Origin of the sequence: uncultured Croceicoccus sp. (genome assembly GCF_947496385.1) — a bacterium.
Lineage (GTDB): Bacteria > Pseudomonadota > Alphaproteobacteria > Sphingomonadales > Sphingomonadaceae > Croceicoccus.
On sequence record NZ_CANMCP010000001.1, the window covers coordinates 680,129 to 693,738 of the forward strand.

Below are 13,610 nucleotides of genomic sequence, written 5' to 3' on the forward strand. Positions count from 1 at the left end.
CGGCTTTGCATTTGCGCGCCGCGCCCCCAAATGGGGCTCAAGCAATCAGGAGAATAGACGCCATGGCGACCAAGACCGTAACCGACGACAGCTTTGAAACCGACGTTCTGAAATCCGACAAGCCCGTGCTCGTCGATTTCTGGGCGGACTGGTGCGGCCCGTGCAAGATGATCGCCCCCGCGCTGGAGGAAATCAGCGAGGAGCTTTCCGACAAGATCACCATCGCGAAGATGGACATCATGGCCAATCAGCAGGTGCCCGGCGAAATCGGCGTGCAGTCGATCCCGCTGATGGTCCTGTATAAGGATGGCAAGCCGGTCGCGCAGAAGCTCGGCGCCGCGCCCAAGACGCAGCTCAAGAGCTGGATCGAAGGCGAGCTCTAAGCTTCGTTCAACCGTTCGGCGAGCGCGTCGAACATCGCAGGCGACGCCGCACCGATCATCCCGGTGCGGCGGTCGTCCACGCGATACGCACTCCCGTCGAGGCGCGCCGCCATGCCGCCCGCCTCATTGAGCCAGAGCACGCCCGCGGCATGGTCCCACGCCAGCGTGCGCTCGAAAACCGAAACGTCATTGATACCCAGCGCGAGCCGGGGATATTGTTCCGCCGCGCACCGCGGAATATCGGTCAGCGTGTAATGCGGCGCGATATGCCGCTTCATCGCGTGGCGCTGCGCCTCGTCCATTAACATGACGGAAATAGCCGCGACTGGCGGATTTTCGCCCGTGGTGCGCGCCGCGATCCGCTCCTCCCCGACGAACGCGCCACCGCCGCGCCGCGCATGGCACAGGCGGTCGTTTAACGGGTCGTAGATCCAGCCCGCGACCGTCTCACCATGTTCGGCCAGCGCGATGATGATGCCGAAAGGCGGGCGGCCATGCGCGAAATTATGGGTGCCGTCGATCGGGTCGATGATCCAGCACAGCGAATCGCCCAGCCGGTCGAGGATCGCGGGATCGGCATGCGCGGCCTCTTCGCCGACGATCGTGGCCTCGGGCAGGATCGCGGCGAGCCCCTCGCTCAGCATGGCTTCGGATTTGCGGTCCGCCACGGTGACGAGATCGTCGGGCGCTTTTTCCACGATCTGCGCGTCCAAAAGCGTGCGATAATGCGGCATCACCGCCTCGCGCGCGGCGCGGCGCATCAAGGCGGCGACATCGCGGGTCAGCGCATCGGTCACGTGCGGTAATCCGCGTTGATCGAGATATAGCCATGCGTCAGGTCGCAGGTCCACACCGTGGCACGTCCCTCGCCAATCCCGATGTCGACGTCGATGCGAATATCCTGCCCGCGAAGATGGCGTGCCACCGGTTCCTCGTCATAATCGGGGAGCGGCAGGCCATCGCGCGCGGCCCATACCCCGCCGAACCCGATGGAAAGCTTGTCGCGATCCGCCGGTTCGCCCGCCTTGCCCACGGCCATGACCACGCGGCCCCAATTGGCGTCTTCGCCGGCGATCGCGGTTTTCACCAGGGGGGAATTTGCGATGGCAAGGCCGATGGTTCGCGCGCTGTCGTCGTCCTTTGCGCCGGTCACCGCGACTTCGATGAATTTTTGCGCCCCCTCGCCATCGCGCACGACGAGATGCGCCATCTGCCGGCATACATCGTGGATCGCGGCGGCAAAGGCATCGGCGCCGGGGCTGTCGAAATCGACCAGCTCGTCATTGCCGGCCTGCCCGGTGGCAAAGGCGAGCACGGTGTCGCTGGTCGATGTTTCGCTGTCGACGGTGATGCAGCTGAATGTCGCCTCGTTTGCGGCGGAGAGGCAGTGTTGCAGGAAGGCGGGCGCAACCTGCGCATCGGTAAAGAGGTAGCCCAGCATGGTCGCCATGTCGGGTGCGATCATGCCGCTGCCCTTGATGATGGCGGCGATTTGGATGCGGGTGTCGCCGATCATGGCGCTGGCATGCGCGCCTTTGGCGAAGGTGTCGGTCGTGCCGATGGTGTCCGCCGCCGCGCGCCAGTCGCACGGCTGCGCGCGGAGCACGTTTTCCACCCCGTCGCGCGCCTTGTCGAGGGGAAGCGGCACGCCGATCACGCCGGTGGAGGACACGAACACGTCGCTCGGCTCACAGCTTAGATGGCCCGCCACCTGCGCCATGATCTGCTCCACCGCCTCGCGCCCACGATAGCCGGTGAAGGCATTGGAATTGCCCGCATTCACGACCAGTGCGCGCGCCCGGCCAAGCCGGACCTGCTCCCGCCCCATCTCGACCTCGGTGGAGCAGCAGATGTTCTTCGTGAACACGCCGGCGACCGACGTTCCCTCGACCAGCTCAACGAAGGTCAGGTCGCACCGGTCCCAATCCTTGTACCGCGCGCGGGCGATGCGCGGCACCGCGCCCGCGATGGGCGGCATGACGGGAAACGGGCGGGCGAGGGGCGATGTGTCCATGGCGGCACCGGGTAATGGCTTTACAGGCACCTCGCAATAAATACCGCGCGCCGCCTTTACGGATGCGGCGGGGTGACTTATCTTTGCGGCGCAATGAAACGCGTGATCGCTCTTTTTATGTTGATGCTGGGCCTGGCGGCGGTGGTGACACCGGCACAGGCGCGCATGGCATTCGCGCGCACGCAGGACGAAATCGCGGCCAGCGGCGCACATGACGATGGCGCCGCCATCGATGATGCGGCGGCCGCGATCACCGCCTTGGCGAGGCCGCGCGCGGCGGATATCGCCCATCCGGGGCCTTTGCGCCTGCAATCGGCTCCGGCCATTTTCGCGCGGACGGTCATCCTGTCCGCCGACCGCGCCCACGAATAGCATCCGGCCTCCGGGCTGGCCGCGTTGCCGCCCGGTTCCCCGGTCTCCCGACTTTGCGCACGAGCCATGGCGCCGTGCATCTTCTTCCCATCATCGCAAAAGGAAACGCCCATGTTCGGCGCCCTGGCCAAATCGCTTTTCGGGTCTTCCAACGACCGTTACCTCAAATCGCTCGACAAGATCGTCGACCGCATCAACGCCCTCGAACCCGAATTCGAGGCCATGTCGGACGAGCAGATCACCGGCCAGACCGCGGCGTTCCGCGAGCGGCTGAACGCGGGCGAAACGCTCGACGATCTGCTGCCCGAGGCGTTCGCAACCGTGCGCGAGGGCGGCAAGCGCGTTTTCGGCATGCGCCATTTCGATGTGCAGATGGTGGGCGGCATCGTCCTTCACCGCGGCGAGATCGCCGAAATGCGCACGGGTGAGGGCAAGACGCTGGTCGCGACGCTCGCCGTTTATCTCAACGCGCTGGAGGGCAAGGGCGTCCATGTCGTCACCGTCAACGACTATCTCGCCGCGCGCGACGCCGAATGGATGGGGCAGCTTTACAATTTCCTCGGCCTGACGGTCGGCACCATCGTCCCCAAGATGAACGAGATGCAGCGCCGCGACGCCTATCGCTGCGACATCACCTATGCGACGAACAACGAGCTCGGCTTCGATTATCTGCGCGACAATATGAAGCACACGCGCGAGCAGCAGGTCCACCGTCCGTTCAACTATGCCATCGTCGACGAGGTCGATTCCATCCTCATCGACGAGGCGCGGACCCCGCTCATCATCTCCGGCCCGACCGACGACAAGTCCGAACTTTACGTCAAGGTCCACGCGGTCGTCACGCAGATGACCGAGGACGATTACGAGAAGGACGAGAAGAGCCGCTCCATCACCATGACCGAGGACGGCATCGAACATGCCGAACAATTGCTGAAAGAGGCGGGGCTTCTCGAAACCGAGAACCTGTACGATTTCGAAAACACGCAGGTCGTTCATCACCTCGATCAGGCGCTCAAGGCCAATGTGATGTTCAAGCGCGACACCGATTACATCGTGAAGGATGACAAGGTCGTCATCATCGACGAGTTCACGGGACGCATGATGGACGGCCGCCGCTGGTCCAACGGCCTGCACCAGGCGGTGGAGGCGAAGGAAGGCGTCAAGATCGAGCCGGAAAACCAGACCATGGCCTCGATCACGTTCCAGAACTATTTCCGCATGTATCCCAAATTGTCGGGCATGACCGGCACCGCCGCGACCGAGGCGGCGGAATTCTTCGACATCTACAAGATGAACGTGGTCACCATCCCGACCAACCTGCCGATCCGCCGGGTGGACGAGGAGGACCAGTTCTTCAAGAACACGCAGGACAAGTTCCGCGCCATCGCGCGCGCCATCGCCGAGAAGAACGAAACGGGGCAGCCGGTGCTCGTCGGCACCGTCTCGATCGAGAAATCCGAACTCCTGTCGCGCTTCCTGACCGAGGAAGGCGTGAAACACGAGGTGCTGAACGCCCGCATGCACGAGCGCGAGGCCCATATCGTCGCGCAGGCCGGGCGCATGGGCGCCGTGACCATCGCCACCAACATGGCGGGCCGCGGCACGGATATTCAGCTCGGCGGCAATGTGGAATTCCGCACCGAAGACGAGCTGTCCGATGTGCCCGAGGGCCCGGACCGCGATGCGGCCATCGCCCGGATCAAGGAAGAAGTCGCCGCCGAACGTCAGCAAGTGCTCGACGCAGGGGGGCTTTTCGTGCTCGGCACCGAGCGGCACGAAAGCCGCCGCATCGACAATCAGCTTCGCGGCCGTTCGGGCCGTCAGGGCGATCCCGGCCTGTCGCGGTTCTACCTCTGCCTCGAAGACGATCTGCTCCGTATTTTCGGGCCGGATACGATGTTCTCGAAAATGATGAACTCGAATCTGGAGGATGGCGAGGCGATCGGGTCCAAATGGCTGTCGAAAGCCATCGAAACGGCCCAGAAAAAGGTCGAGGCGCGCAATTACGACATTCGCAAGCAGGTCGTCGAATACGACAATGTGATGAACGATCAGCGCACGGTGATCTATGAGCAGCGTGCCGATATCATGGATTCCGCGACCGTCGACGACGTCGTCGTCGAAATGCGGCAGGATACCATCAATGCCATCACGGCGGATGCGTGCCCGCCCGGTTCCTATCCCGAACAATGGGACGTGGAGGGGCTGAAGACCCGCTTTGCCGAGATTACCGGCGAAGACGCGCCGATCGAGGCGTGGATGGAAGAGGACGGCATCGATCCCGAGGATATCGAGCAGCGGCTCGCTGCGATTGCCGATGCGAAGATCGACGCGAAGATGGCCGACGTCGAAATCGACATGTGGCGCCAGGTCGAAAAATCCGTGCTGCTCGACCGGCTCGATCATCACTGGAAGGAGCATCTGGCCACGCTGGACGCTCTCCGGCAGGTGGTGTTTCTGCGTGCCTATGCGCAAAAGACGCCGCTGAACGAGTACAAGCAGGAGGCCTTCGCCCTGTTTGAACGCATGCTGGAAATCATTCGCGAGGATGTCACCGGCCTGCTGATGAAGAGCCAGCTGCGCATGACGGAGCAGGCGCCGCCGCCGGTGTTGCCGGACCTGCCGGAATTCCTGACCAATCCGGGCATGATGACCGGCCATGTCGATCCGCTGACCGGACGGGACAATTCCAACGATGGCGACGGTTCGCGCGGGCAGGAAGCCTTGTTCGGCGCGCTCGCCGGGTCGAGCTTCGCGCAGGCCGGGCCGGGGGGGGCGGAGAGCGAAAACCCCTGGGCCGGGCAGGACATCAGCCGCAACGCCCCATGCCCGTGCGGTTCGGGCAACAAGTACAAACATTGCCACGGCGCGGCGGTCTGAACCCCGCGTTCACCCCGGACACAGAAAAGCCCCGCCGACCGGCGGGGCTTTTCTTTTGCGGCAGGTGAGCGCGGATCAGAGTTTTGCGATCTGTTCCTTCGCGGCCTTGATGCCGGCCTCGCGCACGTCTTCGCCGAAACCGACCTTGTCGACGCGGACGATCTCGATATCCTCGATACCGATAAATCCGAAGAATGTCTTGAGCAGGCTTTCCTGATGCTCCGTCGCGCCGTCGTCGCCGTATTGCCCGCCCTGTGCCGATGCGATGATGAGACGGCGTCCACCGGCCAGGCCGACCGGGCCGTTCTCGCCATATTTGAACGTCACGCCCGCCACGCCGAGCCTGTCGATCCAGCTTTTCAGCGCGCTCGGAATGGTGAAATTGTAGAGCGGCGCACCGACGATGACGATGTCGCTGGTGAGAAATTCGTCCAGCACCTCGCGTTCGGGGCCGAAGGCGGCGGCCATGTCGTCCGTATGCTGATCCTGCGGGAGGCGGATCGCGCCCGTCGTCACAGGGTTGAGATGGGCGAGCGGCATCGTACCGAGATCACGCTCGATGATCTTGGCATCCGGGTGCTTCTCTTTGAAATGGTCGAGCATGGCCTGCGTCAGCTCGCGGCTGACCGAACTTGCGCCATTGGTGCTGCTGTCGATGCGAAGGATCTGCATTGGGGGGTTACTCCGATAGTGGTTCGATTGACCGCCCATATGGTGCGGTGCACCATCGAAGTTCAACCCCTGCGCCTGTTCATCCCAGCGCGGCCTGCTTTTCCTCCGCCAGCCGGTCGAGTTCGGCGCGGCTCTTGCGCTCCGCCGCGGTCTTGAGCTGTCCGCAGGCAGCGTCGATGTCGCGGCCGCGCGGGGTGCGGACCGGCGCGCTGATGCCGGCCTCGAACACGATATTGGAAAACGCACGGATCCGCGCCGGGTCCGAACATTCGTAGGCGGACCCGTCCCACGGGTTGAACGGGATGAGGTTCACCTTCGCCGGCAGATCGTATTTGCGGATGAGGCGGACCAGCTCGCGCGCGTCCTCGTCGCTGTCGTTCTTGTCCTTCAGCATGACATATTCGAAGGTGATGCGCCGCGCATTCGACGCCCCGTGGTAATCGGCGCAGGCCTGCAGCAGTTCCTCGATCCCGTATTTCCGGTTGAGCGGCACGATCTCGTCGCGCGTTTCCTTGTTCACGGCATGCAGCGACACGGCGAGATTGACGCCGATCTCGCGACCGCAGCGATCCATCATCGGCACGACGCCGCTGGTCGACAGGGTGATCCGCCGCCGCGACAGGGCCAGCCCCTCGGCATCCATCACGATTTTCAATGCGTCGCGAACATTGTCGAAATTATAGAGCGGCTCGCCCATGCCCATCATCACGATATTGGTGAGCAGGCGGCCATCGGCGCGATATTCGCTTTCGTCCTCGACCTCGCCGACATCCATGCGCCCCTTCGGCCATTCGCCCAGTGCATCGCGCGCCAGCATGACCTGACCCACGATTTCGCCGGGGGTCAGGTTGCGCACCAGCCGCATCGTGCCGGTATGGCAGAACCGGCAATTCAGCGTGCAGCCGACCTGGCTCGACACGCAGAGCGTGCCGCGATCCGCGTCGGGGATGAACACCATCTCGAAATCATGGCTGTCCGCCGTGCGCAGCAGCCATTTGCGTGTCCCGTCCGACGAATGTTGCGCCTCGACCACTTCGGGCCGGGCGATGACGAAACGTTCGGCCAGCCACGGGCGCATCGTTTTCGCGATGTCGGTCATGTCCTCGAACGCGGAGACGCCGCGGTGATAGATCCAGTGCCACACCTGCTTCGCGCGCAGCTTCGCCTGTTTCGCGTCCAGCCCGGCCTCGCGGAAGAGGTCCGCGATCTGCGCCTTGGGCAGGCCGAGAATGTCGGTGCGCCCATCCTCGCGCGGGGTGACGGGGCGGGGGACGGGGACGGGATCGATGTGGCCCGGTATATCCATGCGTATATCCATGCGCGCGATATAGGCATTTCGTCGCCATTGCGCAAAGCCCATCGCAGCGCCGCCGACGGCAAGGACACCCGCGCCTTTCATGTCGCGGATTGTCGCGGAAAAACGCGGTGAACAGAGCAAATTCACGGCGAACCGTGCCGTGTAATCGGCATTACGTTTGTTGTCCTGCGTTCATGTACATGTTGTTTGAGGTTAATGAAACCGAACCTGCGCTCGCTCATTTCTCCCGTCCAACCCATGAGGGATACACTGGAGTAATCATGAAAAAGACAGCTATCGCACTTGCAACCGGCACCGCATTTCTGGGCCTCGCCGCACCGGCCATGGCACAGGACGCGACCTTCACCGGGCCGCGGGTCGAGGCCATCGTCGGCTACGACATCTCGAAGGCTGGCAGCGACGCCGACAATGACATCAACGATCAGGACGATCAGTCCATCGACGGCCTACTTTACGGCGTGGGCGTCGGCTATGACGTCGATCTGGGCGGCGCGGTCGTCGGCGTGGAAGGGGAATACACCGATTCCACGGCAAAGACCGAATTCAGCGACGGCACCGATTTCGAAGGCTTCGGCCTTGGCCGGGTCGACACGGGGCGCGACCTTTATATCGGCGCGCGCGTCGGCGCGAAGGTCCGGCCCGATCTCCTCGCCTATGTGAAGGGCGGCTACACCAATGCGCGCTACAACGTGTTGAGCCGCGATGGTGAGAGCGAGATCCGCGAGAATATCGACACCGACGGCTATCGCCTGGGTGCCGGTCTCGAATATGCGCTGAACCAGAATACGTTCACCAAGATCGAGTATCGCTACTCGAACTATGGCGAGGCGGAGATTGATTTCGACGGCGTGGATTCGAACCGTTACGACATCGACACCGACCGTCACCAGATCGTGGCATCGGCCGGTATCCGCTTCTGATCCGAAGAGCATGACACCGTCCTTACGGGCGGGATGACACAGGCGGCGGGCCGGGACCAGATGCATGGTTCCGGCCCGCTTTGCCTTCGTGCTGCAAGCCTTAGTCGTGCCGGAGCCAGCCGGTAATCGCGAGCCGCGGTTCCGCGGCGAATGGCGCGACGAAGGATACGCTGTGCATTTGCGGGACGCGAAACAGGTTGAGGACGTTGTAGCCCGGCGAAAAGCCGCATTCGATATCGCCGTCCGCCCGGTGAAATTGCAGGAGGCCGCCCCATTCGCTGCGCCATTTCGGCGTGAGGTTGAGGACATAGGCCGCGACCCTGTTCTTTCCCGCGACGGCATCGTCGTGCGCGGTGAGGAACTGACCCGGGAGGTAGCGCGTGGCCTGCCCATCGACATGCGATATGGCATCGCTGCCCGTCACGAGGCGCAGGAGAGCGAGGGTTTCCGGCCTGTTCATCGCCTCGACAAAGCGGTCGACCGGCCAGTCGCGCGCCCGTCGTTCGTCCGGGTCGTCGGACACGCGGATACGATCGTAGACATACTGAAACCCGCCCGTCGCCTGCGCATGGATCGCGGCGGACAGTTCGCGTTCCTTCTTAGCGGTCAGGGCGGCCAGAGATTCCGGGCCGAGATCCCAGCTCTTCTCCCCCATGTTCAGCGTGCGCCACCATTCGCCATCGTCCGACAGGTACCGATACAGTGCACCCGCATCGTCGGGCGCCAGAATATCGCCGATCCGCAAACGGCCATCGCGCGCGAACGACCGCGCCAACACGGCAGCGCGTTCCTCGCTCAGTGAAAGGGGAAAAAGCGTCACGGCCGGCCCCGTTCATGCATAGTCGATGGCGACAATTTCCCACTCCTTGTCCCCGGCGGGGAGGCGCACGATGCGCACGTCGCCGACCGACGCGCCGCGCAACGCCCGCGCGAGCGGAGAGCCCCAGCCGATCCGGCCATCGCCGGCGTCCGCCTCGTCATCGCCGACAAGCTGCACGATCCGCTGCACATCATCCTCGTCCGCGATGGTGACTTTTGCGCCGAAAAATACGCGGTCCGGATCGGTCGGGGCGCCGGGGTCGATGACGCGCGCCGCCTTCATCCGGCGCGACAGATGGCCAAGCTCCCGGTCGATTTCGCGCAGTCGCTTGCGGCCATAGATGTAATCGCCGTTCTCGCTGCGGTCGCCATTGCCCGCGGCCCAGCTCACGATGTCGACGATGCGCGGGCGTTCCTCGCCCAAGAGATGGTCGTAACGTGCGCGCAGGGCGGCCATGCCCTGCGGCGATATGGGATTGCCCGGTGTCTTCATCGCCCCCACCCATATCGGGCAGGGGCGATTATTGTCATCACCGTCCGGGCTGTTTCCCCAGATAATGGCTCAGCGGATAGGGGCCGCTGCGATTGCCCGCATCGGGGTAGAGCGCATCATAATAGGCCGCGTTTTCGAGCACGCGCGCGACATAGCGGCGCGTTTCGGTAAACGGGATCGCCTCGATCCACTCGACCCAGCCGATGCCGCCATTGCGCGGATCGCCATTGGCGCGCAGCCATTTGTTCACATTGCCCGGCCCGGCATTATAGGCCGCAACGGCAAGCGGATAGCTCCCGTAGCTGTCGAGCATGCGCCCGAAATATCCCGCGCCCAGCCGCATGTTATATTGCGGATCGTCGATCAGCGCGCTCGATTGATAGGACAGGTTCTGCTTGCCCGCCTGCTCCCGCGCGGTGCCGGGCATGAGCTGCATCAGCCCGCGTGCACCGGCATGGCTGACCGCGTCGGTCGCGAACTGGCTTTCCTGCCGCGCGATGGCGTGGATGATGGACCAGTGGCGTTCGTGGCCCGCCGGCACGTCGATGCGCGGAAAGGCATATTGCGAAAAGCCGTAGACCTGCTTCGTTGCGGCTTCACGCCCGGCGATCACGGCGAGGTCGCGGCGTCCGGTCTCGCGGGCGAGTTCGGCGATGAGCGCGAAATCCTCCGGCGTCTCCGCGCTTTCGGCGAGTTCGCGGAAGAAATAGACCGCCGTGCGCCAGTCGCCGATCCGGCCCACTTCGCGTACCGCCTGCACCAGCGGGCGGGCGGCGAATTGCACGCGCGCCTGGTTCGTCGGGGTGGGGAGCGTGGCGGCAGGCGCATTCAGCTCCCGGCCCAGCCGTTCGAGCGCGAGCTGCCCATAGAACTGATCGGGGTAGCCGGCCGCGGCCTCGTATTGCTGCCGCGAGAAATCGGCCATCCCGGCGCGTTCGGCGGCAAGCCCGGCGAAATAGAACCCTTTCGTGCGGGCAGGGGCGGTGCGCTGCGATGCGCCATAGGTGGCGAACATGCGCGCCGCCGTGCCGGTGTCGCCGCGTGCCAGCGCCGCCTCGCCAATGGGGTAAAACAGCTTTTCGTAATCGTCGCGGATGCTGCCCGAAAGCTTGCTCACATCCGTGCCGGGGGCGAACGCCTCGCCCGCGCGGTCGGCGATGCGCGCGGCGGTCCCGACATCGCCCGATTGCAGCGCGAATTCCGCGTTGCGGCGCAATTCCTCGATCCAGTGCTCCGCATCGTCCGGAAGACCCGCCAACGGCGGCGCATTGGCCAGCAGGCTCTGCGCCGCGGCGAACTGGTTCGATTCGCGCAATTGCCGCGCGCGATTGTAGATATAGCCGGGATCGCTGTTCGCCGATGCCGGCACCTGAAGCCCGATCGAGGCGGGGGCGGTGCCCTGCATCGCGGCAAGCCGGGCCATGTCGATCTGCCGCCGTTCGCCGGTGACGAAGCCGATCTGGCGCTCCGCCGCCTCCCTGGCACCCTGCCACAGGAGCGAGTCCATGCGCGACTCGTGGTCTTCGGCCGTGAACAGCGGGCCATAGAGCGCCGCAAGGCTGGCCTCCGCCGTGGGGCTCATCTCGCCGCCGCGCCATGCCGCGCGCGCCATTCCGGTCGCCTCGGGCCGGCCCAGCGCCTTGAGCGCGAGGGCATATTGCGCCCGCGCCGAATTGCCGATGGGCGGATGCCGGTCGAAATAGGCGACCTGCCGCGTCGGATCGACATATTCGTCGCTCAACGCCGCCTCCGCCCGAAGGCGAAGCGTGTCCTGCTGCGGGAAACCGGGATACTGGTTGAGGAACCCGGCATAGGCGTCGAACCCCGCGTCGCGCCGCGCGATCAGCGTGTTCCACTGCATCACCGCGCGTGCCATCGGGCCGGGGGCGACGGCCATGTTCTGCATGCGCGCCCGGTCCCAGTCGGCAGGCGACCAGCGAATATCGGCAAAGCTGCCTGCATCCTGGGCCAGTAAGGGCGCGGAACTCACAAGTCCCATCGCCAGCGCGGTCGCCATGCCGGCACGCATCAAACGGTCGCGGCCCTTCGGACTGCGCATTCGGGATGGGCGAATTTGGGTTTGGTTCGTGGTCATGCTGGACATTATGGGGCGACCCTCCTTATCACGCGCTGAACGGTCGGGGGCGCATCGCGTTCCGGCCTGCGTCCCGTGCCGGTCGTCCCCGGCGCGCAACCTGTTTTGTGATACGGAGCCATGTCGATGTTTTCAGGGTCCATTCCTGCCTTGGTGACCCCCTTTCGCGACGGGGCTTTCGATGAAAAGGCGTTTCGCCGCCTGATCGACTGGCAGATCGAGAACGGGTCGAAGGCGCTCGTTCCATGCGGCACCACGGGTGAGAATTCGACGCTGACCAATGACGAACATCACCGCGTGATCGAGGTCTGCGTCGAGCACACCGCGGGCCGCGTGCCGGTGATCGCGGGATGCGGCTCGAACGACACGGCGAGCGCGCTCATGCACATGGAATATTCGGAGAAGTTCGGCGCGGATGCCGCACTCGTCGTCGCGCCTTATTACAACAAGCCGAGCCAGGCCGGGCTGATCGCGCATTTCTCGCATCTTGCGAACAATTCCGCGCTGCCGATCGTGCTGTATAACGTGCCGGGCCGCACCGTGACGGATATCGAGCCGGAGACGGTGTGCGAGCTGGTCAACCTGTTCCCCGACAAGATCATCGGTATCAAGGATGCGAGCGGCGACCTGTCGCGCGTGGTCGATCACCGCATGGGCATCGGTCGCGCGTTCTGTCAGCTTTCGGGCGATGACGAGCTTGCGCTTCCCGCCAATGCGGCGGGCGCGGTGGGGTGCATCTCGGTGACGGCCAATGTCGCCCCCAAGCTGTGCGCGGAGTTTCAGCAAGCCTGTGTCGAGAATGATTTTGCCGAGGCGCGCCGGATCAACGACCGGCTCTACCCGCTGCACTACGCCATGTTCGAGGACAGCTCCCCCGCGCCGGTCAAATATGCCCTGTCGCGCGTGCACGACTGGATCAGCGACGAATTGCGGCTCCCGCTCACGCTGTGCAGCGAACCGGCACGGCGCGCGGTCGATGCCGCGCTCGACCATGCGGGGCTCCTGTAACCGGGTAATTGGCCGATCGCCCTTTTCTTGGACGCGATCGCACCCTACATCGCAGCGCCTATGGCACGTCCCAAACCCACAAGCTTCGACAAGCAGAAGACCGTCGCCGAAAACCGGCGCGCCCGGTTCGATTACCATATCGACGAGGTGTTCGAGGCGGGCATCGCGCTCACCGGCACGGAGGTGAAGAGCCTGCGCGGGGGTGAAGGCTCGATCGCGGAAAGCTATGCCGAATTGCGCAAGGGCGAAGTCTGGCTCGTCAATGCCAACGTCCCTGAATTCAGCCATGGCAACCGGTTCAATCACGAACCGAAACGCCCGCGCAAGCTGCTGCTCCACGAACGGCAGATTTCAAAGCTTCACGGCGCGGTGGAACGCAAGGGCATGACGCTTGTGCCGCTCTCCATCTATTTCAACGGGCAGGGCCGGGCGAAGGTGGAACTCGCGCTCGCCCGCGGCAAGAATGTCGCGGACAAGCGCGCGACGGTGAAGGATCGCGACTGGAAACGGCAGCAGCAGCGCATTCTGCGCGAACATAGCTGATCCGTTCGGCATCGCGGTTCATTCGCGATGCAGGCCGCAAGCCTTATGTTTTGCCGAAACCATCCGTTATAGTCCCCGCAATGCGTATTGCGC

13 protein-coding genes are annotated in these 13,610 nt (G+C 64.2%); 6 read left to right on the top strand and 7 right to left on the bottom strand.

Translation table 11 applies throughout. From position 1 onward, the window contains the following. The first annotated feature begins 62 nt into the window (after positions 1-62). Complete coding sequence (gene trxA / locus Q0897_RS03200) at positions 63-383, top strand: thioredoxin (protein ID WP_299307467.1); 321 nt, start codon at positions 63-65, stop codon at positions 381-383. Here trxA and Q0897_RS03205 read toward each other — a convergent pair. Both Q0897_RS03205 and argJ read right to left on the bottom strand, forming a co-directional pair. Next, complete coding sequence (locus Q0897_RS03205; protein ID WP_299307584.1) at positions 380-1,144, bottom strand: inositol monophosphatase family protein; 765 nt, start codon at positions 1,142-1,144, stop codon at positions 380-382. The two genes, trxA and Q0897_RS03205, sit on opposite strands and share 4 nt — an antisense overlap. A gap of 32 nt (positions 1,145-1,176) precedes the next feature. After that, positions 1,177-2,397 carry a bifunctional glutamate N-acetyltransferase/amino-acid acetyltransferase ArgJ gene (gene argJ, locus Q0897_RS03210; RefSeq protein WP_299307468.1) on the bottom strand — a complete coding sequence of 407 codons (1,221 nt, stop codon included), beginning with the start codon at positions 2,395-2,397 and terminating at the stop codon, positions 1,177-1,179. A 102-nt stretch (positions 2,398-2,499) separates the two neighbouring features. Here argJ and Q0897_RS03215 point away from each other — a divergent pair, with 102 nt between their 5' ends. After that, positions 2,500-2,769, top strand: coding sequence for a hypothetical protein (locus tag Q0897_RS03215; RefSeq protein WP_299307469.1), 270 nt, complete (start codon positions 2,500-2,502; stop codon positions 2,767-2,769). A gap of 111 nt (positions 2,770-2,880) precedes the next feature. Beyond that, positions 2,881-5,649 (top strand): preprotein translocase subunit SecA, encoded by a 2,769-nt coding sequence (secA, locus tag Q0897_RS03220; RefSeq protein WP_299307470.1) that lies wholly within the window; start codon positions 2,881-2,883, stop codon positions 5,647-5,649. Between the two features lie 75 nt (positions 5,650-5,724). Here secA and Q0897_RS03225 read toward each other — a convergent pair whose 3' ends face one another. Together Q0897_RS03225 and rlmN are read right to left on the bottom strand one after the other, a co-directional pair. Continuing rightward, a complete protein-coding gene (locus Q0897_RS03225; RefSeq protein ID WP_299307471.1) occupies positions 5,725-6,321 on the bottom strand; it encodes an NAD(P)H-dependent oxidoreductase in 597 nt (198 codons plus the stop codon). Between the two features lie 79 nt (positions 6,322-6,400). Continuing rightward, positions 6,401-7,639 (bottom strand): 23S rRNA (adenine(2503)-C(2))-methyltransferase RlmN, encoded by a 1,239-nt coding sequence (gene rlmN, locus Q0897_RS03230; RefSeq protein ID WP_299307585.1) that lies wholly within the window; start codon positions 7,637-7,639, stop codon positions 6,401-6,403. A gap of 260 nt (positions 7,640-7,899) precedes the next feature. On the opposite strand from rlmN, the gene Q0897_RS03235 reads away from it, so the two are divergent. Then, positions 7,900-8,559, top strand: a complete 660-nt coding sequence (locus Q0897_RS03235; protein ID WP_299307472.1) for an outer membrane beta-barrel protein — start codon at positions 7,900-7,902, stop codon at positions 8,557-8,559. A gap of 100 nt (positions 8,560-8,659) precedes the next feature. Here Q0897_RS03235 and Q0897_RS03240 read toward each other — a convergent pair whose 3' ends face one another. Genes Q0897_RS03240 through Q0897_RS03250 form a run of 3 tightly spaced genes read right to left on the bottom strand, consistent with a single transcriptional unit; the run spans position 8,660 to position 11,930 of the window. Then, entirely contained in the window at positions 8,660-9,379 is a 720-nt protein-coding gene (locus Q0897_RS03240; protein ID WP_299307473.1) for a 2OG-Fe(II) oxygenase family protein, read from the bottom strand. 12 nt (positions 9,380-9,391) lie between these two features. Then, positions 9,392-9,871, bottom strand: a complete 480-nt coding sequence (greB, locus tag Q0897_RS03245) for a transcription elongation factor GreB (protein WP_299307474.1) — start codon at positions 9,869-9,871, stop codon at positions 9,392-9,394. Between the two features lie 37 nt (positions 9,872-9,908). After that, positions 9,909-11,930 (bottom strand): lytic transglycosylase domain-containing protein, encoded by a 2,022-nt coding sequence (locus Q0897_RS03250; RefSeq protein ID WP_299307475.1) that lies wholly within the window; start codon positions 11,928-11,930, stop codon positions 9,909-9,911. Between the two features lie 162 nt (positions 11,931-12,092). Between Q0897_RS03250 and dapA the strand changes: the two genes are divergently transcribed. Next, positions 12,093-12,974: a 4-hydroxy-tetrahydrodipicolinate synthase gene (dapA, locus tag Q0897_RS03255; protein WP_299307476.1), complete on the top strand. Its 882-nt coding sequence runs from the start codon at positions 12,093-12,095 to the stop codon at positions 12,972-12,974. Positions 12,975-13,034: 60 nt separating this feature from the next. Next, the gene (gene smpB / locus Q0897_RS03260) at positions 13,035-13,517 is read left to right on the top strand and encodes an SsrA-binding protein SmpB (RefSeq protein WP_202084320.1); all 483 of its coding nucleotides are present in this window, start codon (positions 13,035-13,037) and stop codon (positions 13,515-13,517) included. Positions 13,518-13,610: the final 93 nt, after the last annotated feature.